Source organism: Peptoniphilus olsenii (genome assembly GCF_040545475.1).
Taxonomy (GTDB): domain Bacteria; phylum Bacillota; class Clostridia; order Tissierellales; family Peptoniphilaceae; genus Peptoniphilus_A; species Peptoniphilus_A olsenii.
Window position 1 is genome coordinate 217,081 of sequence record NZ_JBEPMA010000001.1, and the last position, 21,880, is coordinate 238,960.

At 28.2% G+C, this 21,880-nt stretch carries 40 protein-coding genes; 11 read left to right on the forward strand and 29 right to left on the reverse strand.

Translation table 11 applies throughout. The annotated features are described in order from the left end of the window. Positions 1-12 precede the first annotated feature (12 nt). From ABID14_RS01185 to ABID14_RS01235, 11 genes are all read right to left on the reverse strand, one after another. Positions 13-363 (reverse strand): MazG-like family protein, encoded by a 351-nt coding sequence (locus tag ABID14_RS01185; RefSeq protein WP_354366618.1) that lies wholly within the window; start codon positions 361-363, stop codon positions 13-15. A gap of 53 nt (positions 364-416) precedes the next feature. After that, complete coding sequence (locus ABID14_RS01190) at positions 417-782, reverse strand: RusA family crossover junction endodeoxyribonuclease (protein ID WP_354366619.1); 366 nt, start codon at positions 780-782, stop codon at positions 417-419. Beyond that, positions 782-1,624, reverse strand: a complete 843-nt coding sequence (locus tag ABID14_RS01195) for a DUF4373 domain-containing protein (RefSeq protein ID WP_354366620.1) — start codon at positions 1,622-1,624, stop codon at positions 782-784. Before ABID14_RS01195 ends, ABID14_RS01190 begins: the two co-directional genes overlap by 1 nt. A 57-nt stretch (positions 1,625-1,681) precedes the next feature. Beyond that, positions 1,682-2,524 carry a phage recombination protein Bet gene (gene bet, locus ABID14_RS01200; RefSeq protein WP_354366621.1) on the reverse strand — a complete coding sequence of 281 codons (843 nt, stop codon included), beginning with the start codon at positions 2,522-2,524 and terminating at the stop codon, positions 1,682-1,684. Between the two features lie 10 nt (positions 2,525-2,534). Next, positions 2,535-3,005 carry a siphovirus Gp157 family protein gene (locus ABID14_RS01205; RefSeq protein ID WP_354366622.1) on the reverse strand — a complete coding sequence of 157 codons (471 nt, stop codon included), beginning with the start codon at positions 3,003-3,005 and terminating at the stop codon, positions 2,535-2,537. Further along, positions 3,005-3,265 carry a hypothetical protein gene (locus ABID14_RS01210; RefSeq protein ID WP_354366623.1) on the reverse strand — a complete coding sequence of 87 codons (261 nt, stop codon included), beginning with the start codon at positions 3,263-3,265 and terminating at the stop codon, positions 3,005-3,007. The genes ABID14_RS01205 and ABID14_RS01210 overlap by 1 nt, the downstream gene beginning before the upstream one ends. Beyond that, positions 3,262-3,501, reverse strand: a complete 240-nt coding sequence (locus tag ABID14_RS01215) for a hypothetical protein (protein WP_354366624.1) — start codon at positions 3,499-3,501, stop codon at positions 3,262-3,264. Before ABID14_RS01215 ends, ABID14_RS01210 begins: the two co-directional genes overlap by 4 nt. A 66-nt stretch (positions 3,502-3,567) precedes the next feature. After that, a complete protein-coding gene (locus tag ABID14_RS01220; protein ID WP_354366625.1) occupies positions 3,568-3,819 on the reverse strand; it encodes a hypothetical protein in 252 nt (83 codons plus the stop codon). A gap of 79 nt (positions 3,820-3,898) precedes the next feature. Then, positions 3,899-4,072 carry a hypothetical protein gene (locus ABID14_RS01225; protein ID WP_354366785.1) on the reverse strand — a complete coding sequence of 58 codons (174 nt, stop codon included), beginning with the start codon at positions 4,070-4,072 and terminating at the stop codon, positions 3,899-3,901. Next, entirely contained in the window at positions 4,069-4,269 is a 201-nt protein-coding gene (locus ABID14_RS01230) for a MerR family transcriptional regulator (RefSeq protein ID WP_354366626.1), read from the reverse strand. Before ABID14_RS01230 ends, ABID14_RS01225 begins: the two co-directional genes overlap by 4 nt. Then, positions 4,269-4,430, reverse strand: a complete 162-nt coding sequence (locus ABID14_RS01235; protein ID WP_354366627.1) for a hypothetical protein — start codon at positions 4,428-4,430, stop codon at positions 4,269-4,271. Before ABID14_RS01235 ends, ABID14_RS01230 begins: the two co-directional genes overlap by 1 nt. Positions 4,431-4,584: 154 nt before the next feature. Between ABID14_RS01235 and ABID14_RS01240 the strand changes: the two genes are divergently transcribed. After that, on the forward strand, positions 4,585-4,797 hold the full coding sequence (locus ABID14_RS01240; RefSeq protein WP_354366628.1) for a hypothetical protein: 213 nt from the start codon (positions 4,585-4,587) through the stop codon (positions 4,795-4,797). Between the two features lie 2 nt (positions 4,798-4,799). Here ABID14_RS01240 and ABID14_RS01245 read toward each other — a convergent pair whose 3' ends face one another. After that, the gene (locus ABID14_RS01245) at positions 4,800-5,138 is read right to left on the reverse strand and encodes a hypothetical protein (protein ID WP_354366629.1); all 339 of its coding nucleotides are present in this window, start codon (positions 5,136-5,138) and stop codon (positions 4,800-4,802) included. 56 nt (positions 5,139-5,194) lie between these two features. Beyond that, positions 5,195-5,392, reverse strand: coding sequence for a helix-turn-helix domain-containing protein (locus tag ABID14_RS01250; RefSeq protein ID WP_354366630.1), 198 nt, complete (start codon positions 5,390-5,392; stop codon positions 5,195-5,197). 236 nt (positions 5,393-5,628) lie between these two features. Here ABID14_RS01250 and ABID14_RS01255 point away from each other — a divergent pair, with 236 nt between their 5' ends. After that, on the forward strand, positions 5,629-5,790 hold the full coding sequence (locus tag ABID14_RS01255; protein WP_354366631.1) for a hypothetical protein: 162 nt from the start codon (positions 5,629-5,631) through the stop codon (positions 5,788-5,790). A gap of 205 nt (positions 5,791-5,995) precedes the next feature. Further along, on the forward strand, positions 5,996-6,232 hold the full coding sequence (locus tag ABID14_RS01260; RefSeq protein ID WP_354366632.1) for a hypothetical protein: 237 nt from the start codon (positions 5,996-5,998) through the stop codon (positions 6,230-6,232). Here ABID14_RS01260 and ABID14_RS01265 read toward each other — a convergent pair. Together ABID14_RS01265 and ABID14_RS01270 are read right to left on the reverse strand one after the other, a co-directional pair. Beyond that, on the reverse strand, positions 6,229-6,420 hold the full coding sequence (locus ABID14_RS01265; protein WP_354366633.1) for a hypothetical protein: 192 nt from the start codon (positions 6,418-6,420) through the stop codon (positions 6,229-6,231). The two genes, ABID14_RS01260 and ABID14_RS01265, sit on opposite strands and share 4 nt — an antisense overlap. A gap of 40 nt (positions 6,421-6,460) precedes the next feature. Continuing rightward, complete coding sequence (locus tag ABID14_RS01270) at positions 6,461-6,652, reverse strand: hypothetical protein (protein WP_354366634.1); 192 nt, start codon at positions 6,650-6,652, stop codon at positions 6,461-6,463. Between the two features lie 86 nt (positions 6,653-6,738). Here ABID14_RS01270 and ABID14_RS01275 point away from each other — a divergent pair, with 86 nt between their 5' ends. Further along, positions 6,739-7,014: a hypothetical protein gene (locus tag ABID14_RS01275; protein WP_354366635.1), complete on the forward strand. Its 276-nt coding sequence runs from the start codon at positions 6,739-6,741 to the stop codon at positions 7,012-7,014. Here ABID14_RS01275 and ABID14_RS01280 read toward each other — a convergent pair. Further along, on the reverse strand, positions 6,998-7,132 hold the full coding sequence (locus ABID14_RS01280) for a hypothetical protein (protein ID WP_354366636.1): 135 nt from the start codon (positions 7,130-7,132) through the stop codon (positions 6,998-7,000). The two genes, ABID14_RS01275 and ABID14_RS01280, sit on opposite strands and share 17 nt — an antisense overlap. An 81-nt stretch (positions 7,133-7,213) precedes the next feature. Between ABID14_RS01280 and ABID14_RS01285 the strand changes: the two genes are divergently transcribed. Further along, the gene (locus tag ABID14_RS01285; RefSeq protein ID WP_354366637.1) at positions 7,214-7,543 is read left to right on the forward strand and encodes a DUF6173 family protein; all 330 of its coding nucleotides are present in this window, start codon (positions 7,214-7,216) and stop codon (positions 7,541-7,543) included. A gap of 161 nt (positions 7,544-7,704) precedes the next feature. Then, positions 7,705-7,950, forward strand: a complete 246-nt coding sequence (locus ABID14_RS01290; RefSeq protein WP_354366638.1) for a hypothetical protein — start codon at positions 7,705-7,707, stop codon at positions 7,948-7,950. Here the strand turns inward: ABID14_RS01290 and ABID14_RS01295 are convergent. Beyond that, positions 7,921-8,172, reverse strand: a complete 252-nt coding sequence (locus ABID14_RS01295; protein WP_354366639.1) for a hypothetical protein — start codon at positions 8,170-8,172, stop codon at positions 7,921-7,923. The genes ABID14_RS01290 and ABID14_RS01295 overlap by 30 nt on opposite strands. Before the next feature lie 143 nt (positions 8,173-8,315). Then, positions 8,316-8,498, reverse strand: a complete 183-nt coding sequence (locus tag ABID14_RS01300; RefSeq protein WP_354366640.1) for a helix-turn-helix transcriptional regulator — start codon at positions 8,496-8,498, stop codon at positions 8,316-8,318. A gap of 73 nt (positions 8,499-8,571) precedes the next feature. Here ABID14_RS01300 and ABID14_RS01305 point away from each other — a divergent pair, with 73 nt between their 5' ends. Next, on the forward strand, positions 8,572-9,006 hold the full coding sequence (locus ABID14_RS01305; protein ID WP_354366641.1) for a hypothetical protein: 435 nt from the start codon (positions 8,572-8,574) through the stop codon (positions 9,004-9,006). Between the two features lie 167 nt (positions 9,007-9,173). Here ABID14_RS01305 and ABID14_RS01310 read toward each other — a convergent pair whose 3' ends face one another. Then, a complete protein-coding gene (locus ABID14_RS01310) occupies positions 9,174-9,392 on the reverse strand; it encodes a helix-turn-helix transcriptional regulator (protein WP_354366642.1) in 219 nt (72 codons plus the stop codon). A 166-nt stretch (positions 9,393-9,558) separates the two neighbouring features. On the opposite strand from ABID14_RS01310, the gene ABID14_RS01315 reads away from it, so the two are divergent. The 4 genes from ABID14_RS01315 to ABID14_RS01330 all read left to right on the forward strand — a co-directional run bounded on the left by ABID14_RS01315 (position 9,559) and on the right by ABID14_RS01330 (position 12,816). Further along, positions 9,559-9,933: a helix-turn-helix domain-containing protein gene (locus ABID14_RS01315; protein ID WP_354366643.1), complete on the forward strand. Its 375-nt coding sequence runs from the start codon at positions 9,559-9,561 to the stop codon at positions 9,931-9,933. Positions 9,934-10,154: 221 nt separating this feature from the next. Beyond that, on the forward strand, positions 10,155-10,832 hold the full coding sequence (locus ABID14_RS01320; RefSeq protein ID WP_354366644.1) for an NYN domain-containing protein: 678 nt from the start codon (positions 10,155-10,157) through the stop codon (positions 10,830-10,832). A gap of 63 nt (positions 10,833-10,895) precedes the next feature. After that, on the forward strand, positions 10,896-11,465 hold the full coding sequence (locus ABID14_RS01325; RefSeq protein ID WP_354366645.1) for an ImmA/IrrE family metallo-endopeptidase: 570 nt from the start codon (positions 10,896-10,898) through the stop codon (positions 11,463-11,465). Between the two features lie 169 nt (positions 11,466-11,634). Continuing rightward, positions 11,635-12,816, forward strand: coding sequence for a tyrosine-type recombinase/integrase (locus ABID14_RS01330; RefSeq protein WP_354366646.1), 1,182 nt, complete (start codon positions 11,635-11,637; stop codon positions 12,814-12,816). A gap of 456 nt (positions 12,817-13,272) precedes the next feature. On the opposite strand, the gene ABID14_RS01335 is transcribed toward ABID14_RS01330, so the two are convergent. The 10 genes from ABID14_RS01335 to obgE form a co-directional block, all read right to left on the reverse strand. Continuing rightward, the gene (locus ABID14_RS01335; RefSeq protein ID WP_354366647.1) at positions 13,273-13,950 is read right to left on the reverse strand and encodes a metallophosphoesterase; all 678 of its coding nucleotides are present in this window, start codon (positions 13,948-13,950) and stop codon (positions 13,273-13,275) included. Between the two features lie 81 nt (positions 13,951-14,031). Continuing rightward, on the reverse strand, positions 14,032-14,625 hold the full coding sequence (gene coaE, locus ABID14_RS01340; RefSeq protein ID WP_354366648.1) for a dephospho-CoA kinase: 594 nt from the start codon (positions 14,623-14,625) through the stop codon (positions 14,032-14,034). Then, positions 14,612-17,269 carry a DNA polymerase I gene (gene polA, locus ABID14_RS01345; protein WP_354366649.1) on the reverse strand — a complete coding sequence of 886 codons (2,658 nt, stop codon included), beginning with the start codon at positions 17,267-17,269 and terminating at the stop codon, positions 14,612-14,614. The genes coaE and polA overlap by 14 nt, the downstream gene beginning before the upstream one ends. A 167-nt stretch (positions 17,270-17,436) precedes the next feature. Continuing rightward, complete coding sequence (locus tag ABID14_RS01350; protein ID WP_435529937.1) at positions 17,437-17,814, reverse strand: RidA family protein; 378 nt, start codon at positions 17,812-17,814, stop codon at positions 17,437-17,439. Further along, positions 17,807-18,157 carry a ribosome silencing factor gene (gene rsfS, locus ABID14_RS01355; protein ID WP_354366650.1) on the reverse strand — a complete coding sequence of 117 codons (351 nt, stop codon included), beginning with the start codon at positions 18,155-18,157 and terminating at the stop codon, positions 17,807-17,809. Before rsfS ends, ABID14_RS01350 begins: the two co-directional genes overlap by 8 nt. A gap of 11 nt (positions 18,158-18,168) precedes the next feature. Continuing rightward, entirely contained in the window at positions 18,169-19,047 is an 879-nt protein-coding gene (locus ABID14_RS01360; RefSeq protein WP_354366651.1) for an LCP family protein, read from the reverse strand. Next, positions 19,044-19,619: a bis(5'-nucleosyl)-tetraphosphatase (symmetrical) YqeK gene (yqeK, locus tag ABID14_RS01365; RefSeq protein ID WP_354366652.1), complete on the reverse strand. Its 576-nt coding sequence runs from the start codon at positions 19,617-19,619 to the stop codon at positions 19,044-19,046. Before yqeK ends, ABID14_RS01360 begins: the two co-directional genes overlap by 4 nt. After that, on the reverse strand, positions 19,609-20,217 hold the full coding sequence (gene nadD, locus ABID14_RS01370) for a nicotinate-nucleotide adenylyltransferase (protein ID WP_354366653.1): 609 nt from the start codon (positions 20,215-20,217) through the stop codon (positions 19,609-19,611). Before nadD ends, yqeK begins: the two co-directional genes overlap by 11 nt. After that, on the reverse strand, positions 20,217-20,504 hold the full coding sequence (gene yhbY / locus ABID14_RS01375) for a ribosome assembly RNA-binding protein YhbY (RefSeq protein WP_354366654.1): 288 nt from the start codon (positions 20,502-20,504) through the stop codon (positions 20,217-20,219). Before yhbY ends, nadD begins: the two co-directional genes overlap by 1 nt. A gap of 8 nt (positions 20,505-20,512) precedes the next feature. Continuing rightward, positions 20,513-21,784 (reverse strand): GTPase ObgE, encoded by a 1,272-nt coding sequence (gene obgE / locus ABID14_RS01380; protein ID WP_354366655.1) that lies wholly within the window; start codon positions 21,782-21,784, stop codon positions 20,513-20,515. Between the last annotated feature and the right edge of the window lie 96 nt (positions 21,785-21,880).

A 21,880-nucleotide genomic window follows, 5' to 3' on the forward strand; every position in this document is an offset into this window, starting at 1 on the left:
TTTCTCTCCCTCTTACAAATCTTCTTCCTTAATAAATATTCCATTAATTGTTTTTCCTGTTCTTTTTGAAATTTTATTGTATGCAATCTCTAAACACCTTTCAGGACTAATTCCTAATTGCTTGCATAGTATGATTAATGTTACAAATATATCTCCCATTTCAAGCATCATTATTTCAATAGCTTCTTCGTGGTCTTCTTCGTCAAATACATCTCCATAGTTTAAAACATTGTCCATCTCGGTCTTAAATTCAAAAACTTCCTCTACAAATTTTAAAAATTGTTTATCAGCATTTTCTTTTTTTAACAAATCTTTACTATCTGCCCACTTTAAAACTTCTATTCTTAATTCTTCAAAATTCATAAATATCTCCTTATATTTAAAAAATAATTAACATTTCTTAACATTTTCAATTTCTAAACTTCTTGCAAATAAATCTCAACCCTAGGATTAACCTTGTCATATAAAACCCTTGAACCGTCATGACTTGCAATAATTTTAGCATTATCATCTTCAATAACATCTGCAGCAACCAAGATGTCACATGTAGCCTCAAGTAAATTAACTAGATCAACCCTATGTCTAGTTGGCATAAAATAAACGCATTTAAGATTATATTTACCGTTTAATTTTTGCTTGTAGATGCCTGTAATTTGCTTTAAACAGTCCTTTTCATAAGCCACATAAGCCCTAGAAGGCAGTAGCTTATGAAAAGCACCACATTTAACAATCCTAGAAGAATTTTTTTTAGTAATAGGTCTACCATAAAGTGTTAAATGCACTAAATATCAACTCCTAACTTTTTAAACCCCTCTTGCTGCTTTTGCATAGCGATATCTTCAAGTTCTTCTTCTGAGTAACTGTCTGTAATCTGTTCAAAATTTTTAAATTTATTATTCTCTCTTGACGTAAAATCCCTATAAAACCCTTGTGATATCTTTACAAGAGTTGTGTTAGAAACAGTATTTAAATTTAAATTCTCTTGAATCCATTTACTTTTAGAAATACCGTCAATCAGTGCTTCTATATCAATATTTTTATTAATTTTTGAGAGAAAATCAGAAGAAATCTTAATTTTTAAAATCTTATTTAATCTAGATACATAGTCTTTATATATCTCTCTATCCTCTTCTATACTTTCCTTTACTATACTTTGTGTACTTCTGTCTACATTTTCTTTATTCATGTATACATCAATCCCATTAATGTCTACATAAATAATATTTGTATAATCACTAGAATTTATTAAAGAATAATTTTTTATAATCCTAACTTCTTTTCTTCGCTCACAAGCTTTTAAATACCTTTCTTGAATGCCTTTAGAAGTTAATATTTTGAATTTACTACAGAGTTTTTTATCGAAGAAACCAACTTGTACTAACTTATTAATTATTTCTTTAGCGGCACCCTCGGTAATCCCAACTAGGTCAGCAATTACAAAAGGCAAATCTTCGTTAAGTTTGATATAATAGCCCTCATCTTCATAAATTGAAGATAAGAGAGCTATTATAACGGCTATAGAATTTGCACCGCAAGCCATTAGCACCCGCCTAATCTTGATGTCTCTTAAAAAACTTGTATCAAGTGGAAAGTAGCTAATACCCACTGCAATTTTTCTTGCCATATTTCCTCCTCATATTTAATTTTTTATTTAAAAATAGTTTAAACTTCTATATATCTATCAGAAAGGTAAATCTTCCTCATCAATATCTTCTAAATCTTTAAAACTTTCATCTTGAGAATGTACTTCATCTTCATCTTCAACAACTTCTGCATCTGTAATATCAAGTTCAGACATAAGTTGTAAATACTCATCAATTGTAATCTTACAAGCGTCCTTATATCCTCTCTCTTTACAGAACTCTACAATTCTATTCTCCCCTACTGCTTTTAAAAGTTGATCAAATTGTTCTTGTGTTACAGTATTCTTTTTTACTTCAACTTTCTCATCAGAAATTATTTCCTCATTTACTCCCATTTCAGAATTATCATATAAACCTTGGTAATCTTCTGGGAAAGCCTCTCTAAGAGCTTGTACTAACGCAACTTTTCTTATCATTGTTGCCGGTATTTTTTTCCAAGTAGACTGTCCAGTATTATATTCATCAAAAGATACAGTATGATAAAATTCACTTCCATCAGTACGTGTTATTCTGCACCATGCACCAACAAGCGTTTCAACTTGCTTTGCATAAAAAGAGCCTGCTCTTTCATTAATATTGCCCTCTTTATCTAATACAATAATTCCTGCAGTGTAAGTCTTAAAATTTTTATTAGCGTAGGCTCTCTTAATAAAGAAATCTTTGCCAGTAATAATATTCGCAGGACTATTACCAAATTTAACCAAATAAGCATCTCTTAAAAACGGATTAAGCTTTTGATACTTACATAAATTTAAAAATAGTTCTAATTCTTGATCTGTTACTTTATTAGCATCTCCAGATACTAAATAGTTTTTTATAGTTTGCTTATCTAGTGCTACTTCACCACTAGATGTTTCATACTTTACAATTGCATTTGTCATTTTTTACACCTCATCTAATTCTCAAACTTTCAGTTTGTACTAATTCTAAACCTTCGGTTAAAACTCCATTTTGATATGCTTCAAGCAAATCACTTTTCATTGGAGTTCTTGTTACGTTAAAATAATCTTCAGGTATCTTACTCTCATCTATAATATCTATACTGGCTCTATTTTTGGCTATACTAAAACTAAATAATGTAGTTTTAAACTTTTTCTTATCAATTAGCTCCATTTGTTTTTGTAGATATTCTTTTAAATCTTTACTTCTATTTACTATAGATTTTCTTTTATTTTTTAGTCTGTCTTCCTCAGCTTTTAATGCAACAATATCAGCATCCATATTTTTTAAAACTTTTGCGATATTATCAGCTTTAATCTCAATCTCATCATCAATATTTGATAAAGCACTTTTCAAATCATCATCATTTAAATCTATATCTAAAAGATTATTATAAATTTCTGTTAACTCATATAATTTCATCAATATACCTTTCTTATTTTTCCAGTTTCTTCAATTTCATCAACAATTCTTTGCATGCAAGGACTTGCGTCCTCATAGTCATACTCTTCGAATTTCTTCTTACTATGATTCTTACTTAAAAGATTTTTAGCATATGTTTCCTTAACAATAGGTCTAACCTGCACATTACCATCACAAGCATAAACCTTAAAAACTTGTTTAAAATAATAACTCTTATCTCCCTTATTTAATTTAAGATAAATATTTCTAGCAACACTCATATTGCTACCTCACGATTAGAAATCATACTAACAAGTTCAGATAAATATTCATATTCAGATTCCAATTGTCTAATCTTGCCCTTAATATCATTAATATTTTTCTTTATCTCAACTCTTAAACCTTCGTCTGTACATTTCAAATATAAATACTCTGCTTTTTTTAGCTCCATAGTTAACATTTGACTTTCAGGCACAATATCTTCCCATCTTTTAATAATTCTTTGTACTTGATTCATAAAATTACCTCCATTAATTCTTTAAATTGTGATATAATAAAAGCAAATAAAATATTTCTTTATTATTTAGTCCTGTTGTTTAGTCGCTGCAGGACTTTTTTCATTTGCCTTTTCATTTTTCTTAAAATTAACCGCCATTTTGCACAATTCTTCCCAACTAAAAATTACTTTAGTTCCATCTGTAAAATTTATTATTGGATTCTGACTCATTCCTACGCAAATTTTATCTACTCCGTCTAGTTCGCCCTTGTCTTGTTCGTCCTCAATTTTCTCTACTAACACTTGCATAACTAATATATTTTTATTTAATAGTTTCATTCCTTACCCCCTAAGATCTATTTAGCATAATCAACGCTATCAACAAAAAAACTAACGATAAATAACTCATATTACCTCCTTAAACCAAACTAGCAAACAATGCATCAATCAAGCTTGTTCCTACATATAAAAAATAAAAAACTAACTTAATACCAAAATTAAAAGCCAGATAACCAAGTATCATTGCAGCAGCAATACCTATTAATCTTTTAATAGTTAAAACCAAATTATATTTATTAAACTTAACCATCAAGCTTCACCTACAATTTCTTCAAACTGTTTTCTATAAATAATAAAACATCTCTTCTTATTACTTTCATTAATCTTAAAACCAGTACCAAAAGGTAGTAGCCCTCTAGCTAATCCCTCTCTAACAAATGTCTCTGATTTACCAAGCCTTTCAGCAGCTTCTTTTACACTCATTGTTAAATCTTTTAAATCTGCCATCATTAAACCTCCAAATTTTTCTTAACCCATATTTTTAACTCTCCAGCAACTTTAGTAATCTTCTGCAATTGCTTCATAATATCTTCCAATTTTCCTTTTTCATCTTCAGTAATAACCCCATCTGCAGTTATTTCAATAAGAGCATCTTTAATATTCTCACCCACCTTCTATATTTTTATTATATATATCGTGTTCCATTCTAATAATTTCAAGTATATATACTATATATTGTGTTTTTTATTGAATAATGATATTATTATATCTAGTGTAGACCTCCTAAATTGATTTAAACTTATTTCGTATAAAGGAGGTGTTATTATGGCTCGTAAACGTGTTTCAGTAACTTCAGAAAATCCTAACGGAAGAAATACAACATTCCACGATAATTACAATGGTAAAAATATGACAAGAAACCAATTTGTAAGAGAAATTAAAAGTGGAAATTATGATAATTACCATGTCCGTGTAATTAATGGAATAGAAACTCCAGTTTCTAACCCTGATAAAAGTTCCAATAATAACTTAGATTAACTTTAGTATGGTCTACACTTCACTTTTATATCGTCCTTGTAAATAATATTTCTTGAAGTTATAGAACAAATCAGTTCATCATCCATGAATATATCAATTTGACTAATTTTTTCATTATTCATTATTAATGGTTCAGGATATACATAATCAAAAATATTTTCATTATATTTATTTAAAACCTCGCCTAACTTCGTTAAAGTTCCATCTCTTATTAAAACAAGTTCCTTCACAATGTAATATAAATGTGAATAAGATATCCCTATTTCTCTTGAAAACTCTAAATAACTTTTAAAATTTTTATTAATAAAATCACTAAGCATAACTCCATCTATTTTCCACATACTTTCACCCCCCAAAACATCTAATCAAAATATCTATTAAACTTAACCATTATCTATCACCTTATTTGTAAACTACTCTTATCAACATTCCTAAAATATTCTTCTATTTCATCTTCATAAATCATTAATTTTTTCCCAATTTTAAAACTTGGAAAATTAGGCTTCTTAGCTATTTTTCTAAGTGATTCCCTTCCAATGTTTAAATCATCTCTATATTTTTCATAAAATTGTGGAAATGAAATAATATTTGCCATTCTTTTTACCTCCTCGTATAATAATGTTGTAGTTAAAAAAACTACATTTTCTTTTCTATCCCATACTCATTATGGGATAATAATTGTAATAGATAGAGTTCGTAGTTCACCTCCTTGAAGCTCGTCTTCCTTATTCATATAACTCCCAGCAATTAACTTCCAGCACTTTTTCAACTTTTTTAGCAACTCTCCTCCAAACCTCTTTGATATAATTAGTTCAAAGGAGGTGATTACAAGTGTCTGACTTAAACAAAGAACTTGCAGTAGAAGTAGCTCTAAAAGTTTTAGACAAAGTAGAAATTAAAAACGGAGCTAACACAACTACACTAAAACTTGAGTCAATAATTAACATTATTGAGGGAGTTTATAAAACTCTTGAAAATCTGGACAAGGAGTAATTCTAATCAATTTAAGAGTGCAGTTGCAGCTGTACTCTTTTTCAATTTCACTGATTTTCCTTACTAATTCTTTAATCTCGTCAATTTCTTCAAAACAATATTCTATATTTAATTCCATAACTCCTCCTATATTTAATTTAGCGTTTGATAAATTTCTAACTTTTCCATCACCTCTGATATAATTAACTAAAGGAGGTGAACAATAATGAAAATATATGCTTGTCTAATAGGACAATGGGTTTGCCTAAATGATGACCCAGATGCCACTATAGGTAATAATGGTCAATCACCAATTACTTGGTACAAAGAAAACGGTGAAATCTGGGCTCCATTCAAACGCAAAACCGAACATATTTATACACAGCTAGATTATGTTCATGTTTTTTACAAAGGAATAGATTACAGAATAAACCCAATCTTCATTCAAGTTGCAGGCATTTAGTCTTCAACGTCTACAAATGGAAGTGACTCCAACCTATCAACTATTAAGTCAACATCAAAGTCGTCAAGCTCTAACTTGGCGGCTTTTTCTTTTTCTCTATCTGAGATAGCCTTATTCAATTCAAACCATTCTAAAGGCGTAAACTTTTGTCTAAATTTTAAAAAATCAATAATATCTTTCTTTTCCATCCATCACTACCTCCTATTTACAACTTTACTGAAAAATTGTCTACTCTTTATCAGCAACAAAATCAAAGAGAAAAGTAAACTTATTTTCAACTATGCTATATCTAACAGTCTGTAGATGCCCTACCAAATCATCCTCAGTCATGTTAGATATTTCTTTTTTAAATTCTTTAACAGCTTCTTTTTTAAAATCATCATCAGAACGTTTATATCCTAATTTAATCAAATCTTCCATATAGCCTCCTATTTGCCAACTATAAATATTTCATAATTCAATATATTTCCTGTACTATAATCACTTTAGAAAGTGAGGTGATTATAATGAAACAAATAATTATCGACAATGAAACCTTAGAAAATTATAAAACTCTAAATGATGTCCATATAATTCTAAAGAACAAATCCATCTTTAATAATCATGGGATTGTAAATGGAAAAATTACAATTGATTCCACATCTATATTTAATCTTCATGGTACAGCTAATGCAGAGATAAATAATATGGGAATATTCAATTTATATGGAACATTAAATACTAATACTTTGCCAATAATCACTTATAAAAATCCTAACGCTATAATTAATCTTCCTGATTAGTAACGTTAGTAATTTTAGAGGTTATATTTATTACGTCATATTCTTCTTGCTCTGTATTACTTGCAATAATACGGAGCAATTCTTTTATTTCTTTTAATTCTTCTAATATTTTCCACATACTTTCACCCCTCCTATTTGCAACTTTAACAATTAATTACTTCATCACCTCTGATATAATTATCTAAAGGAGGTGATTATAATGGACACATTTGATATTTCTAGTTTGCAAGACTTATCAACTGCTGAAATGGCTAGTGGAATGTATAAAAGAATTAAATCTCAAATTGATGATTTGTTATCTGAAATTAATTCAGATGAACATATACTAGTCACTATTGATAGTCTAGCAATAACAGACGTTGGATATCATAATCCTCACATGCTCATTTTTTATTGCAAAGATTCTCAAGAAAATCAGGTTCGAAAATTGATTCATATAAATTCGTTAAATATGAACCTAATTGTTCTGAAAAACCATAATTCTGAAAAGCCAAAGAAATCAATAGGCTTTTTAGGAGAAATTGATTAACATCTACTAGCTTTTCTAAGTTTTGGTTCATTTGCTCTAACAAGTGAACCATTTCTTTAAATTCCCTCATCTTCCATATCCACCCCTCCTATTTACAACTTTAACAATTAATTACTTCTCCATTACCACCTCTGATATAATTATCTAAAGGAGGTGATTATATGTCATATTCTAATAAAATCCAAAATGAAATACTCCAAAAGTGTTATAACAACTATTTAAAAACTGGCATTCCTTCAGGAGAATTTGTATTTGGTTTCGATAATGAAATCAGACAAAATTGGTTTGATACCCTTGATGAAATGTATGCACACTCATTTATTAAACCTGGCTATAAAGCTCTAGGTATGAGTAAACTTATTTTGACTGAATCAGGTTTAAGTCTTGCCAAAAAATATTTTGAATAATCTGAAAATATCAAAAATGATGGATTTTGCTATATTACTGATTGTGAAATCCATTATTTGTTCTTGCTTAAATCTTGTAGGAATACTTTCCCCTTCAACAACTTTAAAAATATCTACCATTTCAACAGAAAGTCCTTTTTTCCTTACATAAATATGATAGATTTCATCATCAATAAAAATTTTAATTCCTTTTATTCCATAATCTGTATCAAAGAGTTTCATTTTCTAAATCCTTTAATTCCATCACTACCTCCTATTTGCGAACTTTAACGATTGGTTATTCTACTATCAATAAAAATTTATCAATAAAAATTTTAATTCCTTTAATTCCATATAACCTCTCTAATTACTCTTAATCTAATAAATCATTCATACAACTTCCACCATTCAATCTTCAGCACTTCTCCAATCCTCTTGGCAATACTCACCGGAAGTTCCCTTCTCCCAATTTCATAGTGGTTATATCTACCTTCAGATATCCCAGTAATTTTTGATAAGTCTCTTTGGCTTATATTAGCCTTTAGCCTATATTCCTTTAGTCTATTCATTTGTCCTCCTTGTTCAAAAATACTACATATTGTATAATATAGTTATCAACATACTATAAAGGAGATGCAATCAATGTTAGAAAATCTAGAAACTTATGATGTAAAGATTCTAAACTATATAAATAAACACACAAAAGTACACATAAATGAAATTATGAAAAAATATCCGGATAAAAAATACTCAACTAAATATAGGTTGGATTGCTTAAGTGAACAAAACTATTCAAGGCACTATAACGGCAGAATACAACTACCTATTGATAACACCTCATACCTAAATAAAGAATATGTTCATCTTGAAGACAAAAAAACTAAAGTTACAAGTTCAGAATTTACAGGTTATTATTACGTAAGCGACCTAGGTAAAAAATTTCTCCAAAACTATAAAACTACATCTCGGGAAAAACATATGTCAGAATTTATTAGATCTTTCTTTTTTCCAATGCTCATAGCATTTCTAACAACCCTTCTTACAATATGGATAACCTCTTTAATACAATCACTGTAAAAATGGTTGTCCCCACTGAAACTATTAGCGGAATTAAAAAATTAAAAATTATCAAATACCACCAATCATCTCTATGAGCTATTAACTGATCAACAAATAATTCTACATCCAATAAAAAATCATCAAGTTTATCTCTCACCTTCCGTACACTCCTCCTATTTGCAACTTTAACGATTGGTTATTCTACTATCAAAAAAAATTTTATTTACTTCATCATTTGTTAAATCAAGAGCTCTAGCTAAATTATCTATTTCTGTTCTAGTAAATTCTCTCTCTCCTCTTTCTTTACGTGAATATGTCAATTCATGCACTCCAATAATATTTGCTAATTGTTTTTGAGACAATTCTTTTTCTATTCTAGCAATTCTTAATAATTTTAGATTCACTTAATCACCTCTTTGCTAACCAATTGTTAAATCTATTATACTAACCGTTTGTTATATTGTCAAGAGATTATTAAAAATTAATTATATATTTGGTTAGATTTGTTTACCAATTGGTATATTTTGTGTATAATCTAATTACCAAAGGTTGTATTGGGAGGGGTTGTTAATGGATACTTTAGGTAAAAGAATTTTAAAATTATTAAATGAAAAAAACTTGACTCAAAGAGAACTTGCAAAAATAGTAGGTACTACGGAAGTATCTATCGGTAGGTATATAAATGATAAAAGAGAACCTAATGCAACAATGTTATCAGAAATAGCAAATGCTCTAAATGTTTCGTCAGATTATTTGTTAGGACGTTCAAATATACATAAGCCACTTGAAAACAAAACCTCAAAAACAAAAGAGCTAGAACAAGACTTCCCCGAAGGAATATCCGTACTATACAGAGCAAATCGAAAACTTACCCCTGAACAAAAAGAAATGATGCTTAGGATGATAAAGGCAACGTTTTTTGAAGATGAAGAAAATGAAAAATAATATAAAATAGGAAAATACATATAAGTTATCCACATTTTATAAAAACTATTTACGATAATTAAAAGTTTATTTAAATCTATAAAAATGATTGATTTTCTACTGAAAAGGATATACTATATATACACAACGTATAGTTGTATATACAAAAAGCAATCCTTGGAAGTAGCTCTCCCACCATATGGGAATGGGCGAAACCAAGGATTTTTGATTATGGAGGTAATATGAAAACAGCCATATTAGTTGATGGAGCATACTATAGAAAAATTACAAATTCAGTTTTTGGTCCTAGCAATCCCAAAAATACCGTTGATAAGCTCTACAAATATTGTATGAGACATTTATCTGAACGAAAAGATGATAAAACTACATATAATGAACTGTATAGAATTTTTTATTACGACTGCCCCCCTACTTCGATAAATGTTTTTCATCCTTATCTTCAAAAAGATATTAACTTAGGCAAAACCGAAATTTATAAATGGATGACAGAATTTATTATCGAAATGAAAAAACAACGTAAGGTTGCCTTAAGATTAGGAAACTTATCTGACTATGATTTAAATTATAATTTAAAGTTTTCAACAACTAAAAAATTATTAAATAATAAAATTAAAATAGACGACTTACAAGAATCGGACTTTCAACTTAATGTTAGGCAAAAAGGTGTTGATATGAAAATAGGGGTTGATATTGCATCTCTAGCTTATAAAGAACAAGTTGACCAAATAGTATTAATTGCAGGCGACTCAGATTTTGTCCCAGCAGCAAAATTAGCTAGACGAGAAGGTATCGACTTTGTATTGGATCCGTTAGGAAGGAAAGTTAAAGATGATTTATTCGAACATATTGACGGGTTGAAATCAAGGGACGATAAATATTACAAGTTTAATAATAATTAAAAATATATTTAGGCTTAAGCCTTATATATTTTTAATAACAAAGAACATATATTTTAAAAGAACATGAGTACATTAAATTACAATTTAAACTATGCTGTTAGCATGGCTAACTATATCCACAACAAAATTAAATACGAAGAACAATTAGTACCTATAAATTTAGAAGATATTTTGAAATACAGACAAGATATAACTGTAGTTAAAGAAGATTTACTAGGATTAGATGGATTTAGCATTCATAACAAAAATACTAATAAATACGTTATAGCTATTGATGATGTTAATTTTGACCTAACCAGGCAACGCTTTACTATCGCCCATGAACTTGGACATATTTTTCTAAAACATCATACAAAATATAATTTTTTGAATGACTATATAAAAGAGAAAGCTGCAGATGCATTTGCTGGAGAATTACTTATGCCAAAAGATATGATGTATTTGACAGCTAAATACCCAACAAATTATATTGTAAGTCTTTATGGAGTCAGCTATACAGCTTATGAAAAAAGAAAGGAATTTCTAAATGAAATGTATAATTTTTACTTGCAAACAGAGCATGAAAGGATGATAGCTTTTGAAGATTTAATTAAATATACAAAACATTCAATACTATTGGGACAAAGTATATAAATAAAAATCAAGTGCATTAATTTTTATTTTCAACTCATAAATGTGAAATTCCCCTATCCTGCTCCAACAGAATAGAGGAAATAAGGTTTTAGGCTTAAAATAAACCTGGTACACTTATATTATAGCTTAAAATCTGACAATAATAAAGAAAGGTTTTAGGTGAATAAGAATGGTAACAAAAAATAGGAAATATGGAAATGGGAGTATTGTTGTACAAAAAAGAAATGGCAAAAAATACTATGTAGCAAAATTTATTGTTGGCAAGGATGTAAATGGAGTACCAACCTATAAGACTAGAGCTTCTTACTCTTATGATGAAGTTTTAGAAAAAATGGAAAAAGCTAAAGAAGAATATAGAAATAAAAATATCGTTTATGAAAAAGGGGCTTTATTTGGTGAAGCTTATAAAACTTGGATATTTACATTTAAAAAAGAACAAGTTACATCCACAACATTTTTAAAATATTTTAACACCTATGAATTAAGACTTAAAGATTTTGATATAGCAAAAGTACCACTTGGCGAAATAACAAGTACAATGCTTCAAAATCATTTCAATAATTTAAGTGATAAATATTCGTCAAAGACTTTATATACTAGTCTAATGCACATAAAAACATTTTTTAAATACTGCACAGATGATAATAAATTAGGGTATAATCCGTCAAAATCCGTTAAAATATTTAGAAAAAAGGAAAAAGAATTTAATGATGCCTATTCAATTCAGGAACAAATTCAAATTTTAAAATCCTTAGATTATACTAGTGGTGTAGACATTGCTATATTTTTAGGACTAAAAAGCGGTTTAAGACTTGGTGAACTTCTAGCTTTAACATGGGAAGATTATAAAGACGGTACCTTGAATGTTAACAAACAATATAATTTAAATATAAATATACTTCCAGATGGAACAAGAGAACGCAAATATGAAGTACTACCTTTGAAAACTAATAAGTCATATAGAGAAGTGCCACTTGATGATGAAACAAATAAAATCTTGAATAAGTATAAAGTATCTCAAGCAGAAATATTATTAAAAATTGGTAAACTCCAGAAACCTGAACAATTGATTTGCTGTAATGAATGTGGAGACTATTTATACAGGCAAAAGCCAACAAAAAGACTTGTTAAATTATGTAAAGAATTAAATATAGAATATAAAACTTTCCACAAGTTACGTCATAGCTATATCTCAAACTTAAATGCGGCTCATATTGATCCAAAAATGGCACAAGAATTAGCTGGCCACGAAGACATAACAACGACATTAAACATATACACTCACGTCAATTTAAAACAAAAAAAGACAGCAGTAAATAAGGTGAATTTACTAGAATTGATGAGCGAGTAGGAAATTGAATTTCATATTTTAAAAATGAAACGTTGAAATTACAATGGTTGTAGAGGTTAGTTAGGGAGTCCTGCTACCCCTGCCATTGATTAAAATCTATAGTTAATGATTTTAAATTAAAAGTCGCTAGATTGGCTATTTATCAAAGTTTGTTGATTTTAAGCCATTAGCGACTTTATTTTTTAAATTTATATTCTGTTATATGCTGTTTTATTCATTCGAATACATTGTCATACATAATTATACCCTATGAATTTCATACTAATATTTAAATTTAATCTATTATTTTATTTAAGATAAATATTTATTAAACTTTTTTTTATTAGATACTGGTATATTAAAAGTCGCTAAACATTGTAATTTCATTATCAGAAAATTATCATATTTAGCGATTTTTTGATTATTAAAAAATTTTTTAATTTAAATGTTTTAAAAAAATTCTAAGTTAGAATTTCCTCAGATACTCGACAATTCAAATAATATAATCTCAACTCTGTTAAATGTTCTTATGATTCTTCTAGAACCTAAACCTGAACTAATATATAACAGTGAATCATTTTTCTTATAAAGTCCTTTTGAAAATTCAGGAAAAAAATTAAAATCATGATCAACTATCGCTCCTAGAAAAGGAATTCTTATCTGGCCTCCATGTATATGCCCTGATAATATTAAATCATAACTAGGAAAATTTCCATAGATGTAAGTTAATGGATCATGAATTAAAAAAATATTATAGTAATTATTCATTAATTTCAAATTACAATTTCTCTTTTTATAATTACAACCATAAATATTTATAGATTCATTAACATTATAGAAATTATCTTCAAAGCTTTTGATATTAAACTTTTCCAAAACTTCATTAACCTGAGCATAAGAATTATTTTCATATTCATGATTACCTGTTATAAAATATATTTCTTTATCAAATATTGATAAAAATTCTTCCAATTTTTTTAAATCTTTACCACTACTATTTCTATTTATGATATCTCCAGTTAAAACAAAAAAATCTGGATTAATAAGTTCTAAATCTCTTTTTAAATTCTTTAAATTAATAAAACTATTTAAATGATAGTCCGAAATTTGAACAAATTTAGTATTCTCAATAATTTTTTTAGAACTTATTTTCACCTTTATAATTTTATAGTATTTATTTTCATATATAAAATATAATACTATAAAAAAAAATACAATTAACAAAGCCATAGGCATCTACTTACCTAGAATAGAGTCAACTTGTTTTAGGGTTTCTTCAATTTTTCCACTATTATCAATTACAATATCGGACATTTCCTTTTTATCTTCTACAGATATTTGTGAAGATATTTTATTCATAGCATATTTACGAGATATATTGTCTCTTGACATTAATCTATTAATTTGTGTTTCAACATCAGTGTAAACTAACCAAATTTCATCAAATATCAAATCGTACTTTTTGTTAATTTCTTTGTTTTCAAATAAAAGAGGTATATCTATGAATATCATCCCAGATAAGTTCTCAATCTTTTCTTTTATTACATGATATATTGCAGGAAACATGATAGAGTTTAAAATCTTTCTTTTATTTTGGTCTTTGAAAATTATTTCTGCAAGTTTTCTTCTATTAAGTTCGTTGTTAAAATATATATCATCTCCAAAATTTGATTTTATTTTTCGTATAATCTCTTTTTCATTAACAATATCTTTGGCAATCTTATCAGCATCTATTATATTATATCCTAAATCAATTAGATGTTTTGATACTAGGGACTTTCCAGTTGCTATTGAACCAGTAAGTCCTATTATTTTTTTATTTTGATTCATAAAGATTATTTCCTACATTCATATCTACAAGTATATCAACATTTAAATCAACTGCATTCTCCATGAGTTCTTTCATGATATTTTTGACTTCATCTATTTCATCTAAAGATGTATCTACTACAAGCTCATCATGGATTTGTATTATTAATTTAGATTTAAGATTTCGCTTTTTTAGCTCTTGATATACTTTAACCATAGCAATTTTTATAATGTCAGCTGCAGATCCTTGAATTGGCGTATTTAAAGCAATTCTTTCTCCAAAAGATCTTATATTAAAATTCTTAGCTTTTAACTCTGGAATATATCTTCTTCTATTTAAAATAGTTTTTACATATCCTTCTTTCTTACCTAATTCTATTCCACTATCCATATAATTTTTTATACCTACAAAATGTTGTAGATAATTATCTATATATTCTTTAGCAGCTTTTCGTGGTATATTAAGATTTTGTGAAAGCCCATAATCACTTATCCCATAAATTATACCAAAGTTAACAGCCTTTGCATCTGATCTTTGATTCGTACTTACATCATCATAATTAACATGAAATACTTCCGATGCAGTTTTTCTATGGATATCCAACCCTTCTTTGAATGCATTAAGCATTTCTTTATCATCTGCAAGTGCTGCCAAAACTCTAAGCTCAATTTGTGAATAATCTGCATCTACCAGTTGACAATTAGGTGAAGCCAAAAATGCTTTTCTAATTAATCTACCTTCTTCAGTTCTTATAGGAATATTTTGCAAATTAGGATCAGTTGAAGATATTCTTCCTGTAGCTGTAACAGTTTGATTAAATCTTGAGTGAATTCTATTAGTCATTGGATTGATAACTGCTTTAAGCCCATCAATATAAGTGCTTTTTAATTTTGCTAATTTTCTATATTCGAGGATGTTGGATATTATATCATCATCACCCTTTAATTTTTCTAGTACATCAGCGGAAGTTGAATATCCTGTCTTTGTCTTTTTTATCACTGGATAATCCAACTTTTCAAATAATATAACACCTAGTTGTTTTGGAGAATTTATGTTAAATTCCTCTCCCGCTTCTTTATATATTTGTGATTCTAATTTAACTATTTTATCTTTTATTTGATTATCTATTTCATCTAATACAGATTTATCGGTATTAATCCCAACTAATTCCATGGAAGCTAAAACTTCAATTAATGGTAATTCCACGTCATTATACAAAGAAAACATTTCTTGCTCTTTTATTTTTTGTATTTGAATTTCCATTAATTTATAACTAGCATTTAGCGTGAAAGTAAAGTAGTTAAATAAATCATCTTCTTCTAAATCTGAATATGTTTTTTTCTTAGCTCCTTTACCCAAAAGCTCTTCTTCATCTTTATAATCTCTATTAAAATATTGGTGCGACAATTTATTTATATCATAATTAGATTGTGTTGAATCGAGAATATATTCGGCTATGGAACAATCATGTATATAATTTTTTAGTTCAATATAATTGTCAAGCAAAATAATTATATCTTCTTTTAAATTATAGCCTATTTTTTCGATATTCTTATCTTCAAAATACTCCTTAAGTTTTGCCATAATATCAGATGAATATTTTAAGAAAAAGACTTTTTCATCTTTGGGTTTTATCCCAATAAAAATGGGTTCTGTTCCTTCGTAAATTTTACCATCCGTAATAAACTTAAAAGCAAAAGATTTTTTTTCATTAATAAGTTTTATTATCGTCTCAACTTCAGAAGAATAATTAAATTCTAATTTTTCTTTATCTATTTTTTCAGTCTCAGCTTTTCTGTACTGTTCTGGAAGCCTTTCTAGTATAGTATTAAATTCAAAATCACGATACATCTTAGATAATGCTTCATAATCATATTCTTGTATTTTAAAATCATCTAGATTTTCTTCTATCGGTACATTTTTGACAATAGTTCCAAGCTTTTTACTCATAAATGCAGAAGTTTTACCATCTTCTAATTTTTCTTTAGTTTTTTTAGCTGTAACTTTATCCAAATTATCATATAAATTTTCAAGTGTTCCGTACTCTCTAATGAATTTTAATCCTGTTTTTTCACCAATGCCATATACCCCAGGTATATTATCTGAACTATCGCCCATAAGTGCCTTTAAATCAATGAATTGAATAGGCTCGATACCATAGTCTTCCAAAACACTTTCTTCTGTGATTATATCCATTTCAGTAATGCCTTTTCTTGTTAAAAGAACTTTGGAGCTTTTATTAACTAATTGAAAATAATCTTTATCTCCAGTTAGTAAGTAAGATTCGATCCCTTCTTGTGTAGCAAGCTCTGATAAGGTTCCTGCAATATCATCAGCTTCATAAACTGGAGATTCAAGTATTTTAATATTCATATATTTTAAAATATCTCGCACAAGCGGAAATTGTTGTTCAAGTTCGTTGGGAGTTTTTTGCCTAGTACCTTTATAATCCTTATATAACTCTGTTCTAAATGTTTTTCCCTTCATATCAAAACAAACCACAATGTGAGTAGGCTTGATTTTATCAATTGAATTCTCAAGCATCATTACAAATCCATAAATTGCATTTGTATATAAACCACGCTTTGTTTTTAATAGAGGCAATGCATAAAATGCCCTAAAAAAAAGTGAACTTCCATCTATTATTAAAAATCTTTTATCCATGAAAACCTCCTGTTTATATTATAACAGATTTCAATTTTTACAAAAACAAAGCAAAATATTTTGATTAAATATACAAAAGCTCACTTGAAAATTCTATATTTTTTATAAATCTAAAAATTCCTAAGAATAACACCAATAAAAAAAGAGCCCCGTAGGACTCAATTAAATTATTTTTCAGCTATAGCTTCGATTTCTATAAGTGCACCCTTTGGAAGATTTGCAACTTCTACACAAGATCTAGCTGGTTTATGATCAGAAAAATATTTTCCATAAATTTCATTAACTTTTCCAAAATCATTTATATCAGCTAAGAAAATATTTACTTTAACAGCCTTTTCTAAGCTTGAACCAGCATTTTCTAAAATAGCTTTAACATTTTCTAAAGATCTTTCAGTAGCCTTTTCAATACTTTCAGTTACAAGTTCGCCTGTTTCTGGTACAAGTGGTATTTGGCCTGAAGTGAAAATAAGTCCATTAACTTCAATAGCTTGTGAATATGGTCCTACAGCTGCAGGAGCTTTGTCAGTGTGTAATAAATTAATCATTAATATCCTCCTTGATTTCGTAATCATCTTTTTTCCACAATCTTTCTAGGTTATAATAATCCCTTTCATCTTTGTGGAATACATGTACTATTATATCACCAAAATCTAGCAAAATCCATCTACTAGAATTCTTACCTTCACTATTTTCTATATCATATCCTTCTTTAGCCATTTTATCTGTAATTTCATCTGCAAGTGCAGAAACCTGTGTAGAAGAATTACCACTTACAATTACAAAATAATCCGCTATTGAAGTCATTCCTTTAATATCAAGAACTTTAATATCAATTCCCTTTTTTGATTCGCATGAGTCAACTATAATTTCTAATTTTTTATTTAACATTCATTTGCCTCCTATTTAAAACCAGCATTCACTAACATAACATCTGTATCATGCTCATTCATAATATAATATGATACTCCACCTTTATATTTCGGATACCCTGGTAAAGTGTACTTTTTAATATCGTCAGTGGACATGTCTTTCATGCTTACAGCTAATTTTATCAGCTCTTTAACAGACATATTATTTTCGGAATAATTAACATATGAACCCATCAAAAGTGGTGCTTTTAGCAGAGTTGTAGGCTCTTTAGCTTTTGAAAATAAAGCACCCATAAATTGTTGTTGAGCTTCTACTCTACCTAAATCTGCATTAACATAACCTTTTCTAAATCTCAAAAATCCTACTGCCTGATTACCATCTAGAGTCTGAGTACCTTCTTCTATATCAATATGCAAAGGCGGATTAGCAGTTGGATCATCATATTTCATATCCATTGGAACATCAACAGTAATTCCGCCTAAATTGTTGACTACAGACTCTACAAATCTATAATCTATAGTTATATAATGTTTAATATTAGTTCCTAATAAATTATTGACTGAATCTAAAGTAAGTTCTGTACCACCATATTTAAAAGAATGATTTATTTTTTGATTTTTATATCCTCTTATTGTAGCATAAGTATCCCTAGGAATAGATATTAAATTAACTGAAGAGTCTTTTGGATTTACATTTACAATCATAATGGTATCAGACCTAGCATTATTGGCATTTTTAGCTTCTAATGAATCTACTCCTAAAAGTAAAAACTGTAAACCTTCTCCATTAGTATTTAATTTTTCTATATCTTTATCATCAAAAAAGTAAAAATAAGCAGCCACTAATCCCAATCCTAAAATTACGATTACAAGGATAGTAGTAAAAAAAGCTTTAATAAAAGATCTCAATCAACCATCTCCCTATAGAAATTTCTAGCTAATACTGTTTCTATCACAATATATGAATTTTTTTCAATTAACATTTTCAGTGTATTATTTAAAGAGAAATACATCCCTTGATTTAAATCTTTTTTTGAAAGTTTCCTTAGCTCTACTACTCCATCAAAATTACGCATAGGTTCAATACTATCTGCCAAAAAAGTTATTTTTTCTAAATCTGACATATTTTCTCTACCTGTAGTATGAAACTTAATAGCATTTAAAATATCTTCATCTTTTATATTATAGAATTTTTCAGCAAAGATTGCCCCAAGATAAGAATGTATAATCTGCGGAGCTCTTTCAAATTCAAGATTCATTTTTAATCCAAATTTTTTTGCTTCTTGTTTTAAAAGATTAATATCTCTAATCTTTGCACAATCATGAAGAAAACCAGCTACAGCTGCCTTATTTATATCAACCGAATAATACTTTGCCAAATTAACACAAGTATCTTTTACTCTTAATGTGTGAAGAAATCTTTTTTCACCAATTCTTTGTTTTATTTCATCACTATATATCAAAATATCGTCAATCATCATATTTATATAAATTATTCTCCTCAATATATTCAATTACTTCATCAGGAATAAGATATTTCACAGATTTTCCCTCTACGATTCTTTTTCTCAAACTTGTAGAAGAAATTTCTAATTGAGGAGTTTGAACTATCTTTATCTCTGTTTCATAATTATTTTTAAGAAAAAGTATTTCCTTATTAATTTCATCAATATTAATATAATTTGGTCTCAAAGCTACTATAAATTCAATTTCTTTTGATAACTCATCAATTTTTTTCCATGTTTTTAGCTCAAAAAGAGTATCTAATCCTATCAAAAAATATAATTTAATATCTTTTAAAATATTTTTTAATTCTTTAATAGTATCTACCGTATATGATAAATTTATTCTTTTAGTTTCAATATCTGATATCTCAAATTTATCATTATTTTCAGTAGCTTTTTTTACCATATTAAATCTGTCAATGGCAGAAACATTTAAATCTTTATGGGGAGGACTACCTGTGGGTATAAATAAGATTTTATCTAGATTACTTTCTTCTCTCAAAAATTCAGCAATCATTAAATGTCCCGAATGTATAGGATTAAAAGTTCCACCAAAAATTCCATATCTTTTCATTATAATTCAATTTTTTTATTTTCTCTTGACTCTCTATATATAGTCAATTTACTGCCAATCATCTGCACAAATTCAGAATCAGTCGATTCAATAATTTTATCAACAATCTCATCTACTTCCACTGGACTATTTTGTAATACTTTAATTTTTACCAATTCATGATCTTCCAACAATTTATTTAATTGTTCTAATAATCCATCGTTTATACCTTCTTTACCTACTTGCAATAAAGGATTACGAGTATTAGCCAATCCTTTTAAAAAAGATCTTTGTTTTCCTGTTAACATACTAACTCCTATTCAAAAAATTCAAACTCATATCCACCAATAAATACAGTCTCTCCCTCATTAATTCCCAAGTCTTGTAATTTTGAAACTACATTATTTTTTCGTAAATTTTCTTGGAAATATCTCAAAGAGTCAACATCATCAAAATTAGTGGAACGAAGTAACTTATCTATATAAGGTCCATCTACAAAGTATCTATTGTATTCTTTATAAACTCTAATTCCTTCTTCTTTTTCTTCAACTACTTCAACATATTCTTCATCATATGTCTCATAATCATTTTCTTCATATTGTGATAAATTATCATAAGTTATATTTAATAATTTATCAACATTTTTAGTAGTAGCACAAGAACCCTCGATTATTTGATATCTATCGCCTAACTCTTCACATAGTCTTTTTAAATTATCTTCCGATCCGGGAATATCAATTTTATTTGCAAAAATAATCTGTTTCTTATGAGACAACCTTTTGTTATAATTTATTAATTCCTCATTAATTTTGTAGAAATCTTCTACAGGATCCCTGCCTTCAGAACCTGAGATGTCTATAACATGAATTAATATTTTTGTTCTTTCAACATGTTTTAAAAACTCATCTCCCAATCCAATACCTTCAGAAGCTCCTTCAATAAGTCCGGGAATATCTGCAATTACAAACGAATGATTATCTCCCACTTTTACAACACCTAAATTAGGAGATAGAGTAGTAAAATGATAATTCGCAATCTTTGGTTTAGCACTAGTCACAATAGAAAGGAGAGTCGATTTACCAACATTAGGAAATCCTACTAGCCCCACATCTGCAATTAATTTAAGTTCTAAAATAATGTCTCTTTCTTCTCCTCGACTACCAGCTTGAGCAAAAGTAGGAGCTTGACGTGTGGAAGTTTTGAATCTAGCATTTCCCATTCCGCCACGGCCACCTTTACAAACTACAACTTCCATATCATTTTCTTTTAAATCAAAAATCACGCCTCCAGTCTTTTCATCTCTTATTAGAGTGCCGACTGGTACTTTTAAAATAGTGTCTTTTCCATTTTTACCAAATTTCAATTTGCTCATACCATTTTCGCCATTCTGTGCTTTATATTCTCTTTTATAACGAAAATCCATTAAGGTATGAAGTCCGCTATCACTTTTCATAATTATGTCGCCACCACGACCACCGTCTCCTCCAGCTGGTCCACCAGCTGGTTCAAACTTTTCTCTTCTCCAAGCAACAGCTCCATCTCCGCCATTGCCTGCTTTTAATTTTATATTTGCAATATCTATAAACATATTTACCTCACATATTTTCTAAAATTATATCATATATTTGTATTAAAAACTTGATAGTATTGTGAGTTAAGTAAAATCTCTGTGAAATTTACTGAA